The 23,483-nt window shown below is 70.2% G+C and carries 20 protein-coding genes; 9 read left to right on the top strand and 11 right to left on the bottom strand.

The features are described from left to right. Positions 1-15 precede the first annotated feature (15 nt). The 6 genes from rpsS to rpsJ are packed head-to-tail and all read right to left on the bottom strand — an operon-like array spanning position 16 to position 3,131. Positions 16-297, bottom strand: coding sequence for a 30S ribosomal protein S19 (gene rpsS / locus ACWCXC_RS01875; RefSeq protein WP_093540761.1), 282 nt, complete (start codon positions 295-297; stop codon positions 16-18). A gap of 12 nt (positions 298-309) precedes the next feature. Further along, positions 310-1,146: a 50S ribosomal protein L2 gene (rplB, locus tag ACWCXC_RS01870; protein ID WP_450682346.1), complete on the bottom strand. Its 837-nt coding sequence runs from the start codon at positions 1,144-1,146 to the stop codon at positions 310-312. A gap of 40 nt (positions 1,147-1,186) precedes the next feature. After that, positions 1,187-1,510 carry a 50S ribosomal protein L23 gene (rplW, locus tag ACWCXC_RS01865; RefSeq protein ID WP_003966958.1) on the bottom strand — a complete coding sequence of 108 codons (324 nt, stop codon included), beginning with the start codon at positions 1,508-1,510 and terminating at the stop codon, positions 1,187-1,189. Further along, complete coding sequence (gene rplD, locus ACWCXC_RS01860) at positions 1,510-2,160, bottom strand: 50S ribosomal protein L4 (protein ID WP_383640005.1); 651 nt, start codon at positions 2,158-2,160, stop codon at positions 1,510-1,512. The genes rplW and rplD overlap by 1 nt, the downstream gene beginning before the upstream one ends. Positions 2,161-2,164: 4 nt before the next feature. Beyond that, positions 2,165-2,809 carry a 50S ribosomal protein L3 gene (gene rplC, locus ACWCXC_RS01855; protein WP_383640009.1) on the bottom strand — a complete coding sequence of 215 codons (645 nt, stop codon included), beginning with the start codon at positions 2,807-2,809 and terminating at the stop codon, positions 2,165-2,167. Between the two features lie 13 nt (positions 2,810-2,822). Next, a complete protein-coding gene (gene rpsJ, locus ACWCXC_RS01850) occupies positions 2,823-3,131 on the bottom strand; it encodes a 30S ribosomal protein S10 (RefSeq protein ID WP_003948644.1) in 309 nt (102 codons plus the stop codon). 506 nt (positions 3,132-3,637) lie between these two features. Between rpsJ and ACWCXC_RS01845 the strand changes: the two genes are divergently transcribed. Genes ACWCXC_RS01845 through ACWCXC_RS01835 form a run of 3 tightly spaced genes read left to right on the top strand, consistent with a single transcriptional unit; the run spans position 3,638 to position 8,035 of the window. Beyond that, positions 3,638-5,308 (top strand): RNA ligase family protein, encoded by a 1,671-nt coding sequence (locus ACWCXC_RS01845; protein WP_450885992.1) that lies wholly within the window; start codon positions 3,638-3,640, stop codon positions 5,306-5,308. Continuing rightward, the gene (locus tag ACWCXC_RS01840) at positions 5,308-7,554 is read left to right on the top strand and encodes an RNA repair domain-containing protein (RefSeq protein WP_450682348.1); all 2,247 of its coding nucleotides are present in this window, start codon (positions 5,308-5,310) and stop codon (positions 7,552-7,554) included. Before ACWCXC_RS01845 ends, ACWCXC_RS01840 begins: the two co-directional genes overlap by 1 nt. Before the next feature lie 13 nt (positions 7,555-7,567). Continuing rightward, positions 7,568-8,035: an N-acetyltransferase family protein gene (locus tag ACWCXC_RS01835; protein WP_450885989.1), complete on the top strand. Its 468-nt coding sequence runs from the start codon at positions 7,568-7,570 to the stop codon at positions 8,033-8,035. Between the two features lie 95 nt (positions 8,036-8,130). Here ACWCXC_RS01835 and tuf read toward each other — a convergent pair whose 3' ends face one another. The 4 genes from tuf to rpsL all read right to left on the bottom strand — a co-directional run bounded on the left by tuf (position 8,131) and on the right by rpsL (position 12,498). Then, positions 8,131-9,324, bottom strand: coding sequence for an elongation factor Tu (gene tuf, locus ACWCXC_RS01830; RefSeq protein ID WP_383640021.1), 1,194 nt, complete (start codon positions 9,322-9,324; stop codon positions 8,131-8,133). Between the two features lie 161 nt (positions 9,325-9,485). Beyond that, complete coding sequence (gene fusA / locus ACWCXC_RS01825) at positions 9,486-11,615, bottom strand: elongation factor G (protein ID WP_450682350.1); 2,130 nt, start codon at positions 11,613-11,615, stop codon at positions 9,486-9,488. 38 nt (positions 11,616-11,653) lie between these two features. Continuing rightward, the gene (gene rpsG, locus ACWCXC_RS01820) at positions 11,654-12,124 is read right to left on the bottom strand and encodes a 30S ribosomal protein S7 (RefSeq protein WP_450682351.1); all 471 of its coding nucleotides are present in this window, start codon (positions 12,122-12,124) and stop codon (positions 11,654-11,656) included. Positions 12,125-12,126: 2 nt separating this feature from the next. Further along, entirely contained in the window at positions 12,127-12,498 is a 372-nt protein-coding gene (gene rpsL / locus ACWCXC_RS01815) for a 30S ribosomal protein S12 (protein ID WP_003948652.1), read from the bottom strand. Positions 12,499-12,870: 372 nt separating this feature from the next. Here rpsL and ACWCXC_RS01810 point away from each other — a divergent pair, with 372 nt between their 5' ends. From ACWCXC_RS01810 to ACWCXC_RS01785, 6 genes are all read left to right on the top strand, one after another. After that, on the top strand, positions 12,871-13,623 hold the full coding sequence (locus ACWCXC_RS01810; RefSeq protein ID WP_450885986.1) for a Crp/Fnr family transcriptional regulator: 753 nt from the start codon (positions 12,871-12,873) through the stop codon (positions 13,621-13,623). A gap of 108 nt (positions 13,624-13,731) precedes the next feature. After that, positions 13,732-14,505, top strand: coding sequence for a hypothetical protein (locus ACWCXC_RS01805; protein ID WP_450885984.1), 774 nt, complete (start codon positions 13,732-13,734; stop codon positions 14,503-14,505). After that, complete coding sequence (locus ACWCXC_RS01800) at positions 14,502-16,721, top strand: hypothetical protein (RefSeq protein WP_450885982.1); 2,220 nt, start codon at positions 14,502-14,504, stop codon at positions 16,719-16,721. Before ACWCXC_RS01805 ends, ACWCXC_RS01800 begins: the two co-directional genes overlap by 4 nt. Continuing rightward, positions 16,718-17,950, top strand: coding sequence for a hypothetical protein (locus tag ACWCXC_RS01795; protein WP_450885980.1), 1,233 nt, complete (start codon positions 16,718-16,720; stop codon positions 17,948-17,950). Before ACWCXC_RS01800 ends, ACWCXC_RS01795 begins: the two co-directional genes overlap by 4 nt. Further along, a complete protein-coding gene (locus ACWCXC_RS01790; protein ID WP_450885978.1) occupies positions 17,947-18,480 on the top strand; it encodes a Pycsar system effector family protein in 534 nt (177 codons plus the stop codon). Before ACWCXC_RS01795 ends, ACWCXC_RS01790 begins: the two co-directional genes overlap by 4 nt. 20 nt (positions 18,481-18,500) lie before the next feature. Beyond that, positions 18,501-19,502 carry a M48 family metalloprotease gene (locus ACWCXC_RS01785; RefSeq protein WP_450885976.1) on the top strand — a complete coding sequence of 334 codons (1,002 nt, stop codon included), beginning with the start codon at positions 18,501-18,503 and terminating at the stop codon, positions 19,500-19,502. Positions 19,503-19,576: 74 nt separating this feature from the next. On the opposite strand, the gene ACWCXC_RS01780 is transcribed toward ACWCXC_RS01785, so the two are convergent. Beyond that, positions 19,577-23,476: a DNA-directed RNA polymerase subunit beta' gene (locus ACWCXC_RS01780; protein ID WP_450682358.1), complete on the bottom strand. Its 3,900-nt coding sequence runs from the start codon at positions 23,474-23,476 to the stop codon at positions 19,577-19,579. Between the last annotated feature and the right edge of the window lie 7 nt (positions 23,477-23,483).

Below are 23,483 nucleotides of genomic sequence, written 5' to 3'. Positions count from 1 at the left end.
CGTTCCACTCCGCGGTTAGCGGCGCTTCGACTTCCGGTCGTCCTTGACGTGGCCGCGGAAGGTGCGAGTCGGCGAGAACTCGCCGAGCTTGTGGCCGACCATCGACTCGGTGACGAACACCGGGACGTGGATCTTGCCGTTGTGCACCGCGATGGTGTGACCCAGCATGGCCGGGACGATCATCGAGCGACGGGACCAGGTCTTGATGACGTTCTTGGTGCCTGCCTCGTTCTGAACTTCCACCTTCTTGATGAGGTGGCCGTCGACGAAGGGCCCCTTCTTGAGACTGCGCGGCATCTAAACCCGCTCCTAGCGCTTCTTGTTCGTCTTGCGGCGGCGGACGATGTACTTGTTCGACGCCTTCTTGGGCGAACGCGTACGACCTTCCTTCTTACCCCACGGCGAAACCGGGTGACGGCCACCGGAGGTCTTGCCCTCACCACCACCGTGCGGGTGGTCGACCGGGTTCATGACGACACCACGGACGGTCGGGCGGACGCCCTTCCACCGCATGCGGCCGGCCTTGCCCCAGTTGATGTTCGACTGCTCGGCGTTGCCGACCTCGCCGATGGTGGCGCGGCAGCGGGCGTCGACCAGGCGGATCTCACCCGACGGCATACGAAGGTGGGCCATGGTGCCCTCCTTCGCCAGCAGCTGCACGGAGGCACCCGCGGAGCGGGCGAACTTCGCGCCGCCGCCGGGCCGCAGCTCGATGGCGTGGATGGTCGTACCGACCGGGATGTTGCGCAGCGCCAGGTTGTTGCCGGGCTTGATGTCGGCGGTCGGGCCGTTCTCGACACGGTCGCCCTGCACCAGGCCGCGCGGGGCGATGATGTAGCGCTTCTCGCCGTCCGCGTAGTGCAGGAGCGCGATGCGCGCGGTGCGGTTGGGGTCGTACTCGATGTGCGCGACCTTGGCCGGCACGCCGTCCTTGTCGTGACGACGGAAGTCGATCACGCGGTAGGCGCGCTTGTGGCCACCACCCTGGTGGCGAACGGTCACACGACCGGTGTTGTTACGGCCGCCCTTGCTGTGCAGAGGGCGGACCAGCGACTTCTCCGGCGTGGACCGCGTGATCTCGACAAAGTCGGCGACGCTGGAGCCACGACGGCCCGGGGTCGTCGGCTTGTACTTGCGGATACCCATTTCTCAGTCCTCGTCCGATTCCGGACGACTCGACGCTCCGTCAGGAGGTCGGGCCGCCGAAGATGTCGATACGGTCGCCCTCAGCGAGGGTCACGATGGCGCGCTTGGTGTCGGCACGCTTGCCGAAACCGGTGCGGGTGCGCTTGCGCTTGCCCTGGCGGTTGATCGTGTTGACCCCGGTGACCTTGACCGAGAAGACCGCTTCCACGGCCTGCTTGATCTGGGTCTTGTTGGAGCCGGGCGCGACGATGAACGTGTACTTGTTCTCGTCGAGCAGCGCGTAGCTCTTCTCCGAGACCACCGGCTTGACGAGAACGTCGCGCGGGTCGGAGTAGGTCTTGCTGGTAACGGTCGCCTCGCTCATCAGGCGTCGCTCCCTTCGGTCTCAGCGGTCTGGGGGCCAGACACGAAGGACTCGAAGGCGGCCTGGGTGAAGACCACGTCGTCAGAGACGATCACGTCGTACGTGTTCAGCTGGCCCGGCTCCAGGATGTGCACCTGGGGCAGGTTGCGTGCGGAGAGCCACGCGGCCTCGTCGGCGCGGTCGACGACCAGGAGCAGGTTCTTGCGCTCCGAGATCTTGCCGAGCAGCGTCTTGGCGGCCTTCGTGGAGATCCCACCCTCGACCACGCCGGTGACGACGTGGATGCGGGAGTGACGCGCCCGGTCGGAGAGGGCACCGCGCAGGGCGGCGGCCTTCATCTTCTTGGGGGTGCGCTGCGAGTAGTCACGCGGCTGCGGGCCGTGGACGACGCCACCGCCGACGAACTGCGGTGCGCGGGTCGAGCCCTGACGCGCGCGGCCGGTGCCCTTCTGGCGGTACGGCTTGCGCCCACCACCACGGACCTCGCCGCGGGTCTTGGTCTTGTGCGTGCCCTGACGGGCAGCTGCCAGCTGGGCGACGACGACCTGGTGGATCAGCGGAACGCTGGTCTTCGCGTCGAAGATCTCCGCGGGGAGCTCGACGGTACCGGCCTTGTCGCCTGCCGGCGAAAGGATGTCAATGGTGCTCATTACCTCAAGCCCCCTTGGCCGCGGTACGGACCAGGACGAGGCCGCCGTTCGGACCGGGGACCGCGCCCTTGATGAGCAGCAGGCCCTTCTCCGCGTCAACCGCGTGGATGGTCAGGTTCTGGGTGGTGACGCGCTCGTTACCCATCCGACCGGCCATGCGCATGCCCTTGAAGACACGCCCAGGGGTGGCGCAGCCACCGATCGAACCGGGGGAACGGTGCTTGCGCTGGACGCCGTGGCCGGCGCCGAGGCCCCTGAAGTTGTGACGCTTCATGACACCGGCGAAGCCCTTGCCCTTGCTCTTGCCGGTGACGTCGACCTTCACACCAGACTCGAACACCTGGGCGGTGATCTCCTGGCCGAGCGTGTACTCGGACGCGTCCGGGGTGCGGATCTCCACCAGGTGGCGGCGCGGGGTGACGTCGGCCTTGGCGAAGTGGCCCTTGAGGGGCTTGTTCACCTTGCGCGGGTCGATCTCGCCGAAGGCGATCTGGACCGACTCGTAGCCGTCGCTGTCGTTGGTGCGGACCTGGGTGACGACGCAGGGCCCGGCCTTGACGACGGTCACCGGGACGACCCGGTTGTTCTCGTCCCAGACCTGGGTCATGCCGAGCTTCTCGCCCAGGACGCCCTTAATGTTCTTAGCCATCTCGCGCGTCACCTCAGAGCTTGATCTCGATGTCGACGCCCGCCGGCAGGTCGAGACGCATGAGCGAGTCAACCGTCTTCGGCGTGGGGTCGAGGATGTCGATGAGGCGCTTGTGCGTGCGCATCTCGAAGTGCTCGCGCGAGTCCTTGTACTTGTGCGGCGACTTGATGACGCAGTACACGTTCTTCTCAGTGGGCAGCGGCACCGGGCCCGCGACCGACGCACCAGTGCGGGTCACCGTCTCGACGATCTTCTTCGCCGAGGAGTCGATGACCTCGTGGTCGTAGGCCTTGAGCCGGATGCGGATCTTCTGTCCCGCCATGGCTACTAGTAGTCCTGTCTCTCGTTTAACGCTCTGGGACCCGGTGTTCTGATAACCCCACCTCCGACCCACGCGGTCGGGCGTGTCGCATCCCCTCTACGAAGATCTCCCGAAGGATTTCCCAACCAAGGGGGTGCGGGCCCAGGTCCGCGGTGCCGGGGGTGAAACCCACCGGGCGCCTGGCCGGTGCCACACATACGCTTCCCGAAAGATTCCCGTACGTCCGGCCCCAGGGGCCGACGAGTACTGTGGGACTCGCTTCCGGTCCTCCCGGCGGGAGGCGCGCAGCATTGACACTCAACCGAGCAACCTGGCTAGTGTGCCACACGGGCCGTGAGCCTGGCCAATCGGGCCGAGGATCTTACCCCCCGCGCCCGCCGCGTCAAACGCGGCGGCGTCCGCACGGCGCTCCCCGCCCCCGCCGCACCCGGGAAAACCGGTCGAACAGGACGTGCGAACACCCCTACAGTGACCGGCCGGAACGGCGACTCACGGGGGCCCGAATCATGCGTACGCACTATCCGCGGACACCCCATCTGCCCTGGTCCCCCGGCGCCACCCCGGACGACGTACGGCTCGGCGGAACGGCCGCGCTGGCCGGCACCGAGGTCGTCGTCACCGAGAAGCTCGACGGCGAGAACACCACCCTGTACGCCGACGGAGTGCACGCCCGCTCGCCGGACTCCGCGCACCATCCGTCCCGGACCCGGGTCAAGGCCCTCCAGAGCCGCGTCGCCGCCCGTATCCCGGAGGGGTGGCGGATCTGCGGCGAGAACATGTTCGCCCGCCACTCGATCGCGTACGAGGACCTGGCGAGCCACTTCTACGGCTTCTCGGTCTGGGACGGCGACCGCTGTCTGGAGTGGGACCGGACCGTGGACTTCCTGCGCGGGCTGGGCATCCCGACGCCGCCCGTGCTCTGGCGGGGGGTCCTCGACGCCCGCGCCGAGAAGGCGCTGCGGGGGCTGCGCCCGGACACCGCGCGCCAGGAGGGGTACGTGGTCCGGCCCGCCGGATCGTTCCCGGCCGACGCGTTCGGGCGGCTGGTCGCCAAGTGGGTCCGGCCGCACCACGTGACGACGGGCACCCACTGGATGCACGCCGAGGTCGTGGAGAACGGACTCGGCCCGGCCGCCGCGCTCTGGGCCGTGCGCTCCGGCGCCCCCGTCGACCCCGCCGCCCTGGCGGCGGCCACCGGTCGGGGCCGGGGCGACGCCGGGGCCGCCCTGACCGCCGCCGACGCGCTCGACGCGCTGGGCCGCACGGGCGACGACCGGCTGGCCGGGGTCCTCGCCGCCCTCCACCACGGCACCGGCCGCACCGCGCTCGCCCCGGCGCTCGCCGGTCCGCTCGGGATGCCGCTCGCCCGCCGCGTCGCCGACCTCGTCGGGCTGGCCCCCGCGCTGCACCGCCCCTACCCGGACGAGGAGCGGCGCGCCGGGCTGGCCCGGATGGCGTCGGCGGCCGATCTGCCCGTGCTGCACGCGGTGGCCGGGGCGCTGGCGGGAACGGCGGAGGCGGCGGAGCAGGTGGAGTGGTCGGCGCTGCACGCCCAGGAGGTGGCCGAGCCGGAAGGGCTGGCCGACGCCTTCGCCGGCCTGGACCCGGAGACCGCCGCCCGCTGTCTGGCCCACGCCCGCGAGGCGTACGCGGCCGGGCGCCTCACCACCGCCGAGGAGGCCGTCGCCGCGACCTGGAGCCACCGGTCCGGGGACTTCCCGCGCCTGATCCAGTTGGTCGGCCCCTCCGGCAGCGGCAAGAGCACCTTCGGCCGGGGGCTGCCGGGGGTCGCCGCGTACGTCTCGCTGGACGATCTGCGGGACGCCCGGGGGGCGCGCACCGACCAGGGCGCCAACGGGGAGGTGCTGCGCGAGGGGCTGCGCCGGCTGGACGCCGCGCTGGTGCCGGGCGCCACCGCGGTCTGGGACGCCACCTCGCTCAACGCGCACCAGCGCTCCCTGGTCCACGCGGTCGCCCGCCGGAGGGACGCGCTGCTTACCCACGCGGTGGTGTGGGTCGGCGAGGAGGAGCTGACCGCGCGCAACCGCCGGCGGGCGCATCCGGTGCCCCCGGAGGTGCTCGCCGCCCAACTGCGCCGCTTCGTCCCCCCGTACCCCGGCCAGGCGCACCGCACCTGGTACATCGGCAGCAGCGGAACCGTGGAGGACCGGGCCTGATGCGCACCAGTGAGCAGCTCTACCACCGGGTCCGCTGGGACGCCCGTTTCGATCCGGCGCGCTTCGTGCTGGGGGTGGCCCAGCGCGGCCGGGAGCCCCAGCGGATCCGTCTCGACCACTTCACCCCGGGCGGCGACATCCCCTGGCACCGGGTGCTGTTCGTCGAGGCGGACGGCGAGGTCGTCTGGGACCGTGCCACCGGCACCGACCGGATCGACGCCACCGACGCCGGCCGCATCCGCACCCCGCGCGCGCTCCCCGCCCCGTACTTCGTCTCGCGTACGCCGCACGCCTTCTCCCCGGCCACGGGCGCCTGGGAACCGGCGTCGCCGGGCGCTCCGGCCCCCTCCGCCCCCGGGCTGACGGTCCTGACCTGGAACACCCTCTGGGACCGCTACGACAGCGACCGCATCGACACGGCACGGCGCCGCCCCCTGCTGCTCGACGCGCTGCGCGCGGCGGACGCGGACGTGATAGCGCTCCAGGAGGTGGAGCCCGCGCTGCTTTCGCTCGTTCTTTCCTGTGACTGGGTGCGAAAGAACTACACCGTCGCGACGGAACCGTCTCGTCGTGACGTGGCCGACCACGGACTGCTGCTGCTCAGCCGGCTCCCTGTCCGCGAGGCGGGGGTGCACGCGCTCGGCCCGCACAAGGCCGTGAGCGCGGCCGTCGTCGCGACGGCGGACGGCCCCGTCACGGTCGCCGTCACCCACCTCAGCAGTGACCACTCCCCCGACGGCGCGGCCCGCCGCGACGGCGAACTCGCCGATCTGGCCTCGGGCCTGGCCGGGGTGGAGGGCGAACTGGTGCTGGTGGGCGACTTCAACGACGGCGGCGACCATCCGCAGACCCGGCTGGCCATGGCGGACGCGTGGAGCGAGGCGTGCGGCCCCGCCGACACCACCCCCACCTTCGACCCGTCCGTGAACCCCCTGGCCGCCGTCTCGTCCCTCTCCGGTCGGGTCTCCCGCCTGGACAGGGTCCTGCTCCGCACCCGCCGGCTGCGCCCCCGCTCCGCCACGCTCACCGGCGACGTCCCCGGCCCCGGCGGGCTGTACGTCTCCGACCACTACGGGGTGCGCGTCGAGCTGGCCCCGCGCGCCCCGGCGGCCGGGACGGGCGGGACTTCCGGCGCGACGGACCGTACGGCCGGGAACGCGACGACGCGGACGGCCGAGGCGGCGACCGCCCGCGTCGTCGCCGCGCTCCCCGGGGCGCGCGTCCACGTGGTCGGCTCCCGCCGCACGGGCTGCGCCGCACCCGGCGCCGATCTGGACCTGGTGGCCGCGCTGCCCGGCGCCCCCGATCCGGCGGGGGTGCGGGCCCGGCTGGCGGCGGCCTTCCCGGAGGCGCGGGACCTGGCCGAGGTGACGGGTGCCCGCGTTCCGGGGCTGCGCTGGACGGTGGACGGCCTCCGGGTCGATCTCGTCACCGTGGCGACCGGGTCCCTCTCCCCCGCCGACGCGGTGGACCGCCGCACCGCTCTGGGCGGGGAGGCGGCCGTGGCGCTGAGCGCGGTGAGCGACGCCGGGGCGGTCCTCTCGGCGGCGGACCCGCACCGGGCCGCGTTCGCCGGGCTCGCCCGGGACGTCAAGGCGTGGGCCGCCGCGCGGGGACTGGACGCCGCGCCGTGCGGCGGCCTGCCGGGCCTGGCCTGGGCGGTCCTGGCCGCCCGGACCGCGCACGAGGGGGGCGGCCTGCGCGACTTCTTCGCGACGTGGGCCGCGTGGGACTGGCGCGAGCCGGTGGGCGAGGGCCCGGCGACCGGCGACCCCGTCACCGTGTACACCCCGAGCGCGCCCGTCCGCTCCTGCACCACCCAGGTCTCCCCGGCGGGCCGCGATCTGCTCACGGCGGAGCTGTTCCGCGCCTGGGAACTCCTGGAGGCCGCGGGGGACGGCGCCGATACCCGTACGGAGCTGTGCGCCCCTCCGCTCCTCACCGCCGCGCACCCGTCCTGGGCCCTCGCCTCCGTCCCCTCCGAAAGTACGGACGCGGGCCGGCTGCGGGGCAGGCTCCTGGCGCTCGTGGCCGCGCTCGCCGCGGCGGGCGCGCCCGACGTCCGCGTCTGGCCGCGCCCGGTCACGTCCGGCGGCCGTACGGGGTACGCGATCGGGCTGGGCACCGCCGCGCCGGACGCCGTGCGGCTGGCCGAGATCGGCGCGGAGGTGCTGCGCGGCATCCGGGACGCGTCGCTCGCACCGGCCGGGGCCCCGGTGGCATCGCCCGGGACCGGGCCGGGGTGACAGACTCCCGCCCATGCCTGTACGTACCACTCAGGACTGGGCGCTTCGCCCGGCCACCCCCGACGACCTGGACGACATCGTCGAGCTGCGGGCCGTCGTCATGCGCCCCGACCTGGTCCGCCTCGGCCGCTTCGACGAGCACCGGGTGCGCGCGCGGATGCGCGACTCGTACGCCCCCGAGCACACCTCGGTGATCGTCGTCGACGGGCGCTTCGCCGGCTGTGTGACGCTGCGGCCTGACGGGGACGGCCGGTGCCTGGAGAGCTTCTTCCTCAACGAGGGCCTGCAGGGGCGGGGCATCGGCTCGGACGTGCTGGGCACCCTGCTGGCCCGTGCCGACGCGGACCGGCTGACCGTCCGGCTCACCGTCCTCCAGGGCAGCGCGGCCCGGCGGCTGTACGAACGGCACGGGTTCGTGCTGGAGCGGGAGGACCCGGTGGACGTGTTCATGGTGCGCCGGCCGCGGCCGACCGCGGTCTGAGCGTAAGGCGAAGGGCCCCGCCCCACCGCGTGAACGGTGGGACGGGGCCCTTCTCGGTGCTCTGTGCGGAGCAACCAGGTCAGACGAACAAGTGATTACTTGTTGATCTTGGTGACCTGGCCGGCGCCCACGGTCCGGCCACCCTCACGGATGGCGAACTTCAGGCCCTCCTCCATGGCGACCGGCTGGATCAGCGCGACCGACATGACGGTGTTGTCGCCCGGCATGACCATCTCGGTGCCCTCGGGGAGGGTCACGACGCCGGTCACGTCCGTGGTACGGAAGTAGAACTGCGGGCGGTAGTTGTTGAAGAAGGGGGTGTGACGGCCACCCTCGTCCTTCGACAGGATGTAGGCCTGGGCCTCGAACTCGGTGTGCGGCGTGACCGAACCGGGCTTGATGATGACCTGGCCGCGCTCGACGTCCTCGCGCTTGATGCCACGGAGGAGCAGACCGACGTTCTCACCGGCCTGGCCCTCGTCGAGCAGCTTGCGGAACATCTCGATGCCGGTGACCGTGGTGGTGGTCTTCTCGTTCTTGATACCGACGATGTCGACGGTCTCGTTGACCTTGAGGACACCACGCTCGATACGACCGGTGACGACGGTGCCACGACCGGTGATCGTGAAGACGTCCTCGATCGGCATCAGGAACGGCTTGTCGACGTCGCGCTCGGGCTGCGGGATGGACTCGTCCACGGCCTTCATCAGCTCGAGGACGGTGTTGCCCCACTCCTTGTCGCCCTCAAGGGCCTTGAGCGCCGAGACCTTGACGACCGGCAGGTCGTCGCCCGGGAACTCGTACTCGGAGAGCAGCTCGCGGACCTCGAGCTCGACGAGCTCCAGGATCTCCTCGTCGTCCACCATGTCGGCCTTGTTCAGGGCGACGACGATGTACGGAACGCCGACCTGGCGGGCCAGGAGCACGTGCTCCTTGGTCTGCGGCATCGGGCCGTCGGTGGCGGCGACCACGAGGATGGCACCGTCCATCTGCGCGGCACCGGTGATCATGTTCTTGATGTAGTCCGCGTGACCCGGGCAGTCGACGTGCGCGTAGTGACGCGACTCCGTCTGGTACTCGACGTGCGCGATGGAGATGGTGATACCGCGCTGGCGCTCCTCGGGAGCCTTGTCGATCTGGTCGAAGGCCGAGGCCTCGTTCAGGTCCGGGTACGCGTCGTGCAGCACCTTGGTAATGGCGGCCGTGAGGGTCGTCTTACCGTGGTCGATGTGACCGATGGTGCCGATGTTGACGTGCGGCTTAGTCCGCTCGAACTTCGCCTTCGCCACTGGGTCCTCCTGTGGAGTGGTTCTGTACGCCTTGCTTCATCGGCGCCAGGTGATCTTTGCTGGGATGCCGGTGCCCGGGGGCATTCTCCGCAATGCTTCCGCTCTGCGACGAATGCCCCACGGGGCTCCGGTGACAAGCCTAAAGCGTGAGCTCGGGAGAGTTACTCGCCCTTGGCCTTCGCGATGATCTCCTCGGCGACGTTCCGCGGAACCTCGGCGTAGGAGTCGAACTGCATCGAGTAGCTTGCGCGACCCGAGGTCTTGCTGCGGAGGTCTCCGACGTAGCCGAACATCTCCGAGAGGGGCACGAGGCCCTTCACGACGCGAGCGCCGCTGCGCTCCTCCATGGCCTGGATCTGGCCACGGCGGGAGTTGAGGTCGCCGATGACATCGCCCATGTAGTCCTCGGGCGTGGTGACCTCGACGGCCATCATCGGCTCGAGGAGCACGGGGGACGCCTTGCGGGCACCCTCCTTGAACGCCTGCGAACCGGCGATCTTGAAGGCCAGCTCCGAGGAGTCGACCTCGTGGTAGCCACCGTCGAGAAGGGTGACGCGGACGCCCACCATCTCGTAGCCGGCCAGGATGCCGAACTGCATGGCTTCCTGCGCACCGGCGTCCACCGAGGGGATGTACTCCCGGGGGATGCGGCCACCGGTGACCTTGTTGACGAACTCGTAGGACGCGTCGCCGCCCTCAAGGGGCTCGATGGCGATCTGCACCTTCGCGAACTGGCCGGTACCACCAGTCTGCTTCTTGTGCGTGTAGTCGATGCGCTCGACGGCCTTGCGGATCGTCTCGCGGTACGCGACCTGCGGCTTGCCGACGTTCGCCTCGACGCGGAACTCGCGCTTCATGCGGTCGACGAGCACTTCGAGGTGAAGCTCGCCCATACCACCGATGATGGTCTGGCCGGTCTCCTCGTCGGAGTGCACCTGGAAGGACGGGTCCTCCTCGGAGAGGCGCTGGATGGCGACACCCAGCTTCTCCTGGTCACCCTTGGACTTGGGCTCGATGGCGACCTGGATGACCGGCGCCGGGAAGTCCATGGACTCCAGGATCACCGGGTTCTTGTCGTCGCACAGCGTCTCACCGGTGGTGGTCTGCTTCAGGCCCATGACGGCGATGATGTCGCCGGCGCCCACCGAGTCGATCTCCTCACGCTTGTTCGCGTGCATGCGGTAGATCTTGCCGATGCGCTCCTTCTTGCCCTTGACGGAGTTCAGCACCGCGGTGCCGGCGTCCAGGCGACCGGAGTAGATCCGGACGAAGGTGAGCTTGCCGAGGTGCGGGTCGCTCGCGATCTTGAACGCCAGAGCCGACAGCGGCTCGTCGTCCGAGGGCTTGCGCTTGACGACCGTCTCCGGGTCCTTGGGGTCGTGGCCCTCGATGGCCTCGACGTCCAGGGGGGAGGGCAGGTAGCGCACGACCGCGTCGAGCAGGGGCTGGACGCCCTTGTTCTTGAACGCGGTGCCACAGAACACCGGGGTGACGGTGGTGGAGTCGGCGCCGCCCTTGGAGGCCAGGGTGATGCGACGGATCGCCTCGTGCAGCTGCTCCTCGGTGGGCTCGGTGCCCTCCAGGTACAGCTCCATCATGGCGTCGTCGTTCTCGGCCACGGCCTCGAGCAGCTTGCCGCGCCACTCCTCGGCCTGCTCCTGGAGGTTCTCCGGGATGTCCAGGACGTTGTACATCTCGCCCTTGGCGGCCTCTTCGGGGTACACGAAGGCCTTCATCGACACGAGGTCGACGACGCCCGTGAAGTCGGCCTCGGCACCGATCGGCAGCTGCATGACGATCGGGGTGGCGCCGAGGCGGTCCACGATCATGCCGACGCAGCGCAGGAAGTCGGCACCGGTGCGGTCGAGCTTGTTGACGAAGCAGATACGCGGAACGCCGTAGCGGTCCGCCTGACGCCACACGGTCTCGGACTGCGGCTCGACGCCCGCCACACCGTCGAACACGGTGACGGCGCCGTCGAGGACGCGGAGCGAACGCTCCACCTCGACGGTGAAGTCGACGTGACCCGGCGTGTCGATGATGTTGATGGTGTGGTCAACATCGTTGAGCGGCCAGTGGCAGGTCGTCGCGGCCGACGTGATCGTGATGCCGCGCTCCTGCTCCTGCTCCATCCAGTCCATCGTGGCAGCGCCGTCGTGGACTTCACCGATCTTGTACGAAACGCCGGTGTAGAAGAGGATCCGCTCAGTGGTGGTCGTCTTGCCCGCGTCGATGTGGGCCATGATCCCAATGTTGCGGACCTTGGCCAGGTCAAGCGAAGTGGTGGCCATAAGGCTCAATCTTCTCTCGGTCTCGATGGGGTGAGCGACTACCAGCGGTAGTGCGCGAAGGCCTTGTTGGACTCGGCCATCTTGTGGGTGTCCTCGCGCTTCTTGACGGCAGCGCCAAGACCGTTGGAGGCGTCGAGCAGCTCGTTCATGAGGCGCTCGGTCATCGTCTTCTCACGACGGGCGCGGGAGTAACCCACGATCCAGCGCAGCGAGAGGGTGGCGGCACGACCGGGCTTGACCTCGATCGGCACCTGGTAGGTGGCGCCACCGACACGACGGGACTTGACCTCGAGCGAGGGCTTGACGTTCTCCAGCGCGCGCTTCAGCGTGATGACCGGGTCGGCGCCGGTCTTCTCGCGAAGACCCTCCATGGCGCCGTACACGATGCGCTCGGCGGTGGAACGCTTGCCGTCCAGGAGGATCTTGTTGATCAGCGAGGTGACAAGAGGAGAGTTGTAGACCGGGTCGATGATGACCGGGCGCTTCGGGGCGGGGCCCTTACGAGGCATTCTTACTTCTCCTTCTTGGCGCCGTAGCGGCTGCGGGCCTGCTTGCGGTTCTTGACACCCTGGGTGTCGAGCGAGCCGCGGATGATCTTGTAACGAACACCCGGCAGGTCCTTCACACGGCCACCACGCACGAGCACGATGGAGTGCTCCTGCAGGTTGTGTCCCTCACCCGGGATGTAGGCCGTGACCTCGATACCGGAGGTCAGACGCACACGCGCGACCTTCCGGAGCGCCGAGTTCGGCTTCTTCGGGGTGGTCGTGAACACACGCGTGCAGACGCCGCGGCGCTGGGGCGAACCCTCCAGTGCGGGCGTCTTGTTCTTCTCGACCTTGTCCTGCCGGCCCTTCCGGACCAGCTGCTGAATCGTAGGCACTACTTCTCCGGTTTCTGTGTGCCGTCGGTGAAACTAACCTGGAACGTCACCGACCCACGCGGTCGGGTGTGTCGGATACTGCGGGCCACTCCCCGGGAGCAGTGGAAGCACAGATCGCGGTGGCCAGTGACGGACTCGCCATGCGGTTGAGGACACGCACACGAGCCCAGGCACACCCCAGGCACAAGGTCTGAGCGTACCTACCTCACGGAGCTGGGTCAAAACAAATGGTGTCCAGCCCGGGGGCGGCACCCCGCCGGGGCGCCCGTGACCGCGCGACGACACTCCGTGGCCGAAATCCCGCCATTCGCCGTCCGGGGCACCCGCCCCCGTCAGTACATTGAACGGCGCGCCGGGAGGACGGGGGACGGCATGACCGCTGGCACGTCTGTGTCCGGGGACGAAGGGCTCGACGACCGCGTGCCCTTCCTCGCCCGGCTGGAACGCGAGGACCGGGAAGCCCTGCTCAGCCTCGGCCGGGAGCTGCGTTTCGCGCCCCGTGCCCCGCTCCTCCAGCAGTACGAGCCGTCGTCCCATGTCCTGCTCATCCTGGACGGCTGGACCAAGGTGATCGCCTCGTCCGAGAACGGGTACGAGGCCCTGCTCGCGCTCCGAGGTCCCGGCGACATCGTCGGCGAGGCCGCGGCACTCACCGGCCGCCCCCGGTCGGCGACCGTTACCGCGCTGGCGCCCGTGCGTGCCGTCGCCGTCCGGCACGAGCGGTTCCGTGAGTTCGTCAGCCGCTCCCCGGCCGTCTCGCTGAAACTGCTGGGACTGACGTCCGACCGGACCCGGGCGGCCGACCGGCGGCGGCTGGAGTTCGCGTCCCTGAGCGTCCGGGAACGGTTCGCGATCCTGCTCCTCGACCTCGTCCGCTCGCACGGGCGGCGCACGGAGGAGGGCATCGAGATCGACGTACCGCTCAGCAAACAGGAGCTGGCCGGAGCGATCGGCGCTTCCCGGGAGATGGTGCAGCGCCTGCTGAAGGACCTGCGGGCGCGCGGCATCGTGGTGACCGGCCGCAGAGCCCTGGTGGTGGTACGCCCGAGCGCGCTCCGCCGGATCGCCGGCTCTCCGGCCGGCCCGGCAACCGCACGGTCCGAGCACAGCACCCTCACGCCCTGATGTCAGTGCACACCGTCACAGTACGAGTGGGTCGTCTGCCCTGACCGCGGCGGCCGGACGGACGGAAGGCTCTTGCCGAACCCGTTTCCGGCGAGAGGCAGCGCACCGATGTCAGGCCCCGTGAACTGCACCATCCTTCTTCTCGACATCGAGAAGTTCAGCCGGCGCGACGACGTCGAACAGGCATATCTGCGACGCATGCTGTTCGAACTCACCGACCGGGCCCTGCTCGCCGCCGGGATCGAGATGACGCTGCGCCGGCGCGCCGACCGGGGCGACAGCGTCATGGAACTCATCGACTCCAACGCGTCGTCGACCACGCTGCTCCGCACCCTTCTCACCTTCGTTCCGGCGGAACTCCGCGCCATGAACCGTACGGCGTCCAGCTCCGCGCAGATGCGGCTGCGCGGAGTGGTCGCCTCCGGCTACGTGGCGGTCGACGGCGAGGGGGGCTGGGTCGGTTCCGACCTCAACCACGCCTGCCGCCTGCTCGACGCCGAGGTGCTGCGGCAGGCTCTGCGGAGGGAGCGGGGCGACTTCGCCCTGTGCGTGTCCGAGTCCGTCTACCAGGGGGTCGTGAGGCACGGGCACCCCGGCGTGCCCGTGGAAGAGTTCCACGCGGTGACGGTCGACAGCAAGAACGGGCCGTTGTCCGCGTGGCTGCACGGGACGCTGCCCGACGGGATCGGTCCGGCCGCGCCGGAGGCCGGCGCCAGGACCGCGCCGGAGCCCGTGCACCGCCCCGCCGCCCCCCCGTCCTCCACCTTCGATTTCGGCGGGGCCACGGTGACCGGCGGCGTCTTCGGCGGCGAGAACAGCGGCATCGGCGGCGGGACCTTCCAGGGGGACATCCACTTCGGCAACGGCGGGGAGCGGAGGTGAGCGGGGAGAACGAGACCGGCCCCCAGCAGGGAAGCGAGGGGGCCGCGGACGGCGAGACCGCGGGACAGCCGGACGAGAACCCCGGCTCCAGGGCCACCGACCGGCCCCAGGAGGCGTGGGCCGCGCAGCGGGACCTGCGCCACCACACCCCTCGGACCATGGCCTTCGGTACGGGTACCCGCCTGGCGGGTGGCGTGCTCGGCGGGGTCAACCACGGCATCGGCGGCGGGTCGTTCCACGGCACCGTCCACGTCGGCACCACGACCCACATCCACTACGGGTCCCGTGGTCTGTCCGCGGCCCGGTCGTCGGGCGAGATCCGCACGGCGACGCTCGACGCGCTGGCCCAGCGCTTCGCCGACCCCGGTCCCCGTTTCGCGGCTCTCGTCGCACGCCTGCGCGCGGAGCGCGTCCTCGTGCTGAGCGGTCCGCCCTCGTCGGGACGCCGTACCGCCGCGCTCATGATGCTGCACCGGCTGGGGGCGTCACCGGTGCACTCCGTGGCGCGCGACACGGCGCCGGGCTCGCTCGCTTCCGAGACCGAGGAACCGCCCACGGCGCACGGCCACCTGCTCTGCGACCTGGAGACCGATCGGAACAAGCCGTTGCGGGAGGTCGACCTGCTGGCGCTGCGGGACCGGCTCGCCCGGCAGGACGGGTATCTGGTGATCACCGTCGGCCCCCGGGCGCACGTGGAGGACGTGGTGCCGGAGATCTGGTACCCGCCGCCCCCCATGGACGTGCTGACCGCGCACGTGCGGGCGGGGGCAGGTCCGGGCGCCTGCGTCGAACTGCTGGAAAGGCCGGTGGTCAGGGAGTTCCTGGCACGTGAACACCAGCCGCGGGAAGTCTCGGCCTTCGCCGACGTCCTGCTGCGGCATGCGGCCGGAGAGGCCGACGAGCGACAGGTGGAGGACTTCTCGCTGCTCGCTCTCGAAGGCCAGATCCGTGAATGGTTCGAGGAGGACGACGAGGTCCTGCACCTGCGGGAGAAGGCATTCCTCATCGCACTGGCCGCGTTCGACGACGGTCCCTACGCGTTGACGGCGGAGGTGAGCGACCGCCTGTACACGCATCTGCAGCAGACCGTCGATTCCCAACGCGCCGCCGCCGTACCGGTGTTCGGGACACACATCGGCAAACGCCTCCAATTCGCGCGGGCCCGTCGCTACGAAGCGGAGCAGCCCACGGAGTGGGGGCCGGTGCACCAGGTGAACGCCGCTTTCCGGGACGACCGGACCGCGCTGGTGCTGCTCAGGGAGGTGTGGACGGGCCACCCATCGGCCCGGCCGGCGCTCGTGCGGTGGCTCAAGGAGCTTGCCGAGGACCGCAGACCTCTCGTCCGCACCCGGGCCTCCGCCGCGGTGGCCGTCCTCGCCCACACCGATCTGCCCTCGGCCATGGCGCTCGTGATCGAACCCTGGGCCGCGTCCCCGCTCTACGGCCCCCGGACCGTCGCCGTCCACGCCCTGACCCTCGCCCATCACGTGGGAACGCCGAACGTGCCGCGCATTCTCGACGCCTGGTGCGACAGCAAGACGCCGCACCTGCGCTGGGTGGCGATTCGTACCCACGGGCAGATCGGCCCCGAGCGACCGGTCGAGACCCTGACGGCACTGCGCACCGCTGCGCGGATGGAGCGCGACGAGTCCGCGGATCCGCTGGACGCGGGTCAGGAGGACGAGGAGCAGCTCGCCGAGGCACTGGCCGGGTCCGTGGAACTCCTGCTGCTCTCCGCGGCCAACGAGCAGGTGCTCGACGAGCTCCTGAGAACGCTCGACCAGGACACGCAGACCAGGACTCTGGCCGTCAACGGCTTCCTCAACGCCTGCGGGCGGGCCGACGACGACGCGGAGTCCGGCCGCCCGCTCGTACTCGACTGGTACGCGACGGCCCTGAGAGCGCGAACGCCGGCGGCGGTCGGCATCCCGGTCCTCCTGCGCACGGCGCTGAACGACCGGGGGCACCGCTCCCGCGGCCTCGACGTGCTGCGCCGGTGGGTTCTGGCGGCCCAGGCGGACCCCGTGACCGAGCGGACGCTGGGCCGACTGCTGTCCGCGCTCGTGGTGGACGAGGTGGACCACCGCCGCATCGACCATCTGCTGCGTACGGTCCCCGGCGCCGACGGCCCCGTGCCGCCCGTGGCGGGGCGCCTCATCGAAGCACTGGGCCTCCACCGCCCGGCCCCGACGAGTACAGGAGACATCTCGGTATGAGCGCGTTTCACCTCGCACCCGACTGGGAACAGCCTGCCGGACGTCATACGGCGCTGCTGGACCCGGTCCTGACCGTGCGCCAGATCTCCCGGTGGGGGTTCGTGCCCCGGCGGTTCACCCGTATCGACCACGCCCTGGTGTTCGCGACGCCTTCGGGCTCGTACGTGCCGTCGTTGCCTCCCATCCGGCCGTCGCGCCGCGAGATCATCGCCCGGCGCTGGACCGCCGTGTACGAGGTGGACATGGGCGTGCACCCCGTTGCCGTGTCCTTGCGGCTGCCCAGTGACAATGACGCGCTGCATTTCGAGGGCGACGTCGAACTGAGCTGGCGGGTGGGCGACCCGGCGGTGTTCGTCGCCTCGGGGCACCGGGATGTCCCCCGGCTGCTGCTGAGCGAGCTGGAACAGGCGGCACGCCCGGTCACGCGGCGCTTCGCCGTCACCGCCAGCGCCGGGGCCGAGGCCGAGGTCCTCCGCACGGTGGGCGTCGAAGGGCGGCTCGGCGCCCGTGCGGGCCTCGTCGTCACCTGGACCATGCGGCTCCACCAGGACCAGGACAACCGGGAGCACCAGCGCCGGCTGCAGGCGATCGACCACGCGGCGCGGGAGAGGATCCTCGGCGAACGCCGGGCCATGGACTGCGATGTCGAAGCCACTCTGCGGGCGAAACAGCACGACGCGCTCCAGGCCGACCGGCAGCTGGTGTACGGGGAGCGGCAGCAGGCTCTGCTCCTCCAGCAGCAGAAGTGGCGGGCGGAGTTGCGCGAGGCGGATCTCGCGAAGATCGACTTCTACCATGCCCAGCTGGAACAGGGCGGCGTCCGGGCGTGGGCCCTCCACCTGGCCGAGCACCCGGAGGACTCCCGGCTGGTCATGCAGAGCCTCCGCGAGGATCAGCTCGGCATGATCCGCGCCAAGGCGGACATGGTGTCCCAGTTGCTGAACGAGGACGGCGCGGAGGGGTATGAGCTGGCGGCGCCGAAGAAGCTCGCGCTGCGCGCCATGCACGACATCCTGAACCAGCAACTGCCAGCCGACGAGACGGGGCGGGGCGCCCCCGCACCGCGTCTGCCCGTCACGGAGTGGCCTCCGAGCGGGGGCGGGGCACCGCCGATGCCGCGTCCGGGGGTCTCCGGCGACGAAGCCCCGCCCCAGGGGCCCACCGTGCCGCCTGTTCCCCGCCCGTACACACCCGAGGCGTACGAGTCCGCTCCCCAGGACCTCCGGTGAGCGGCCCGGTGCCGCCGGAGCCGTCCGCAACCCCGCTCGTTCCCGGCGCGGCCGCGGCCACGCGGCTGCTGTCCGAGCTGCGCGCCGAGATCACCCGGGCCGACAGCAAGGCGGCCGTGGTGGTCGCGGCCCTCGGTATGAGCTCGGGCGTTGTCTGCGGGCTCCTGGCCGGCGGGGGCCGGCCCTCGGACCAGCTGTCGAAGCCTGCGGCCACCCTGTGGTGGACCGGGGTCGGCGCCCTGGCCGCGGCGCTGCTCTTCCTCCTCATGGCCGTGGTTCCCCGCTACCGCGCGAGCCACTGGGTACCGGGGGCCCCGCTGACGTACTTCGGTGACATCCGGCGCGCCTCACGGCGCGGCCAGTTGGCCCGGGCGCTGGCCGAGACGGACCAGCTGCCCATGGCCGCTCTTCTCACCGCCCTGGCCGAGACGAGCCGGATCGCCGCCCGCAAACACCAGTGGATCCGGGCCGGTCTGGCCGCCTTCGGTCTGGGCGCCCTGCTGCTCCCCGCGTCCGTGGTCATCGGCTGACCCCGGCCAAGGAGGTGAACATGTCGCACGATGCGGACGAGGACGCGCACGGGGGCTTGGAGTACCGGCACGCGCCCGGCCGGCGGCTGCACATCGCCGCCCGCCGGAGGTACACCGATGCCACGGTGTGGGGCCGGCTGGTTCTCGGTCTGCCCGGGTTCGTGGTGAGCCTGGGAATGATGCTCGCCGTCGGGCGGCTCCTGGCACTCGCCTGGGGTGTTCCGCCGTGGCTGCCCGCCCTGCTCTGGCTGCTCGCGGGACTCCTGGTCTTCCATCGGCCGACGGAGGACCTCTACGCCCGCCACGTGCTGGGGCTGCGCCATCCGCTCCCCCACGAACAGGCCAGGCTCGTGCCCGTCTGGCGCGAGGTGACCGGACGCGCCGGGGTCGACGGGGACGGCTACCGCCTCTGGGTCGAGAACTCCGGGAACCTCAACGCGTACGCGGCGGCCGGTCATATCGTCGGTGTCACCCGGTTCGCCGTCGAGAACCTGCCGAGCGCCCAGCTCGCCGCCGTACTCGCGCACGAGTTGGGGCATCACACCGGCGGTCACAGCTGGTCCACCTTGGCCGGGCGCTGGTACGCGCTGCCGTGCCGGGCCGCGCTCCGCGCCGGGCAGGCGGTGCTCAACGGCACGAGCGGCACGAGGGCCCGGATCCCGTTCCTGGTCACGGTGGTTCTGATCGCCGGCTCCGGCATCGTGCTGCTCGGACCGGCGGCCCTCCTGCTCGGCGGGGTGCCGCTCGTCCTGCTCCTCATGCCCTACGCGACGGCCGCGCTGAGCAGACGCGCCGAGCTGCGCGCGGACGTCCACGCGGCCTCGCTGGGCTTCGCTCCGATGCTCCAGGAGGTGCTGCTCGCGATGGAGGAGGCCGGGGAGCGGCCCGCGCCCGCCCATGGATCCGCGGTGTCCGGGCGCACCGCTGCCGGACCGGGGCCGGGCGGCCGTCTCCTCGCGTGCCACCCCGACTACACGACACGGCTGCACCGGCTCCGGTCCTTCCTGCCTCCGCAGTACTGACCCGTGCGGCGACCGGCGCACGAAAGGGCGCCCACCCCGTCACCGACGGGATGGGCGCCCTTCTCGCTCACTGCCTACTGGTTGTACGGACCGTAGTCGTAGTCCTCCAGCGGAACGGCCTGGCCGGAGCCCGTGCCGAACGGCGAGTAGTCGATGTCCTCGTAGCCGACGGCCGAGTACATGGCGGCCTTGGCCTCCTCGGTCGGCTCGACCCGGATGTTGCGGTAGCGGGACAGACCCGTACCGGCCGGGATGAGCTTACCGATGATGACGTTCTCCTTGAGGCCGATCAGGGAGTCGGACTTGGCGTTGATCGCCGCGTCCGTCAGGACCCTGGTCGTCTCCTGGAAGGAGGCCGCGGACAGCCACGACTCCGTCGCCAGCGAGGCCTTGGTGATACCCATCAGCTGCGGACGGCCGGAGGCGGGGTGACCGCCCTCGGTGACCACACGACGGTTCTCGGTCTCGAACTTCGAGCGCTCGACGAGCTCGCCCGGCAGCAGTTCCGCGTCGCCGGACTCGATGATCGTCACGCGGCGGAGCATCTGCCGGATGATGATCTCGATGTGCTTGTCGTGGATCGACACACCCTGCGAGTTGTAGACCTTCTGGACCTCGCCGACCAGGTGGACCTGGACCGCGCGCTGACCGAGGATCCGGAGCACGTCGTGCGGGTTGGTGGCACCCACGGTGAGCTTCTGGCCCACCTCGACGTGGTCTCCCTCGCCGACCAGGAGACGGGCGCGCTTGGAGATCGGGAAGGGGATCTCGTCGCTGCCGTCGTCCGGGGTGACGACGATCTTCTTGGTCTTCTCGGTCTCCTCGATGCGGACACGGCCCGCGGACTCGGAGATCGGGGCGACACCCTTGGGCGTACGGGCCTCGAAGAGCTCGACGACACGCGGCAGACCCTGGGTGATGTCGTCACCGGCCACACCACCGGTGTGGAAGGTACGCATCGTCAGCTGGGTGCCGGGCTCACCGATGGACTGGGCGGCGATGATGCCGACCGCCTCACCGATGTCGACCAGCTTGCCGGTGGCGAGGGAGCGTCCGTAGCAGAAGGCACAGGTGCCGACCGCGGACTCGCAGGTCAGGACCGAGCGGGTCTTGACCTCCTCGACGCCTGCGCCCACCAGGGCGTCGATCAGGACGTCACCGAGGTCGACGTTGGCCGGCGCGATGACCTTGCCGTCGACGACGACGTCCTCGGCCAGCATGCGGGCGTACACCGAGGTCTCGACGTCGTCCGTCTTGCGCAGGACGCCGTCGGCGCCCTTGACCGCGATCTTCAGCTTGAGGCCGCGGTCGGTGCCGCAGTCCTCCTCGCGGATGATCACGTCCTGCGAGACGTCCACCAGACGACGGGTCAGGTAACCCGAGTCGGCGGTACGCAGGGCGGTGTCCGCCAGACCCTTACGGGCACCGTGCGTGGAGATGAAGTACTCCAGAACGGTGAGGCCCTCGCGGAAGGACGCCTTGATGGGACGCGGGATCGTCTCGTTCTTGGCGTTGGACACCAGACCACGCATACCGGCGATCTGACGCATCTGCATCATGTTTCCTCGGGCACCCGAGTCAACCATCATGAAGATGGGGTTCGTCTTGGGGAAGTTCGCGTTCATCGCCTCGGCGACCTCGTTGGTCGCCTTGGTCCAGATCGCGATGAGCTCCTGCGTGCGCTCGTCCTTGGTGATCAGACCGCGCTCGTACTGCTTCTGGACCTTCTCGTCCTGCTCCTCGTAGCCCTTGACGATGGCCTTCTTGGCCTCGGGCACGACGACGTCGGAGATGGCCACGGTGACGCCGGAGCGCGTCGCCCAGTGGAAGCCGGCCGCCTTCAGGTTGTCGAGCGTCGCCGCCACGATGACCTTGGGGTAGCGCTCGGCGAGGTCGTTGACGATCTCGGAGAGCTGCTTCTTGCCGACGGAGTAGTCGACGAACGGGTAGTCCTCGGGCAGCAGCTCGTTGAAGAGCGCGCGGCCCAGGCTGGTGCGCAGCCGGAAGGTGTCACCCGGCTGGTACTCGGGCTCGCCCTCCTCGGCGACCGGCGGCACCCAGCCACGCGGCGGGATGGTGCCCACCGGGAAGCGGATGTCGACCGGCGACTGCAGCGCCAGCTCGCCGGCGTCGAACGCCATGATCGCCTCGGCCGTGGAGCCGAACGCGCGGCCCTCGCCCTTGGTGTCACGCAGCTCGCCGTCGGTGGTGAGGAAGAACAGACCCAGCACCATGTCCTGCGTCGGCATGGTGACGGGACGGCCGTCGGCCGGCTTCAGGATGTTGTTCGAGGACAGCATCAGGATGCGGGCCTCGGCCTGCGCCTCCGCGGAGAGCGGCAGGTGCACGGCCATCTGGTCACCGTCGAAGTCCGCGTTGAACGCGGTGCAGACGAGCGGGTGGATCTGGATGGCCTTGCCCTCGACCAGCTGCGGCTCGAAGGCCTGGATGCCGAGGCGGTGCAGGGTGGGCGCACGGTTCAGCAGCACCGGGTGCTCGGCGATGACCTCTTCGAGGACGTCGTACACCACGGTGCGGCCGCGCTCGACCATGCGCTTGGCCGACTTGATGTTCTGCGCGTGGTTCAGGTCGACCAGGCGCTTCATCACGAACGGCTTGAACAGCTCCAGCGCCATCGCCTTCGGCAGACCGCACTGGTGCAGCTTGAGCTGCGGGCCGACGACGATCACGGAACGCGCGGAGTAGTCCACGCGCTTGCCGAGGAGGTTCTGACGGAAACGACCCTGCTTGCCCTTCAGCATGTCGCTGAGGGACTTCAGGGGACGGTTGCCGGGGCCGGTGACCGGGCGACCGCGACGACCGTTGTCGAAGAGGGCGTCCACGGCCTCCTGGAGCATGCGCTTCTCGTTGTTCACGATGATCTCGGGCGCGCCGAGGTCGAGAAGCCGCTTCAGGCGGTTGTTGCGGTTGATCACGCGGCGGTACAGGTCGTTCAGGTCGGAGGTCGCGAAGCGGCCACCGTCCAGCTGCACCATCGGACGCAGGTCCGGCGGGATGACCGGCACGCAGTCGAGCACCATGCCCTTGGGCTTGTTGCTGGTCTGCAGGAACGCGGAGACGACCTTGAGGCGCTTGAGCGCACGGGTCTTCTTCTGGCCCTTGCCGGTACGGATGATCTCGCGGAGGCGCTCGGCCTCCTCGTCGAGGTCGAAGGACTCCAGGCGCTTCTGCAGCGCGGCGGCGCCCATGCAGCCGTCGAAGTACGTGCCGAAGCGGTCACGCAGCTCGCGGTAGAGCAGCTCGTCGCCCTCCAGGTCCTGGACCTTGAGGTTCTTGAAGCGGCTCCACACCTCGTCGAGGCGGTCGATCTCGCGCTGGGCGCGGTCGCGGAGCTGCTTCATCTCGCGCTCGGCACCCTCGCGCACCTTGCGGCGCACATCGGCCTTGGCGCCCTCGGCCTCCAGCTCGCCGAGGTCGGACTCCAGCTTCTTGGCGCGGTTCTCCAGGTCGGAGTCGCGGCGGTTCTCGATCTGCTGGCGCTCGACGGAGACGTGCGCCTCCAGCGACGGGAGGTCGCGGGTGCGGCGCTCCTCGTCGACGAACGTGATCATGTACGCGGCGAAGTAGATGACCTTCTCGAGGTCCTTCGGCGCGAGGTCCAGCAGGTAGCCCAGACGCGACGGGACGCCCTTGAAGTACCAGATGTGGGTGACGGGAGCGGCGAGCTCGATGTGGCCCATGCGCTCGCGGCGCACCTTGGCGCGCGTGACCTCGACGCCACAGCGCTCACAGATGATGCCCTTGAAGCGGACACGCTTGTACTTGCCGCAGTAGCACTCCCAGTCCCGGGTCGGACCGAAGATCTTCTCGCAGAAGAGTCCGTCCTTTTCGGGCTTGAGGGTGCGGTAGTTGATGGTCTCCGGCTTCTTGACCTCGCCGTGGGACCAGGTCCGGATGTCGTCCGCGGTGGCAAGGCCGATCCGCAGCTCGTCGAAGAAGTTGACGTCGAGCACTTGTCGT

The sequence above is a fragment of the Streptomyces sp. NPDC001515 genome, assembly GCF_053597115.1.
The sequence above is the reverse complement of the archived record's forward strand: the minus strand, read 5'-3'. Positions and strand labels throughout refer to the sequence as shown.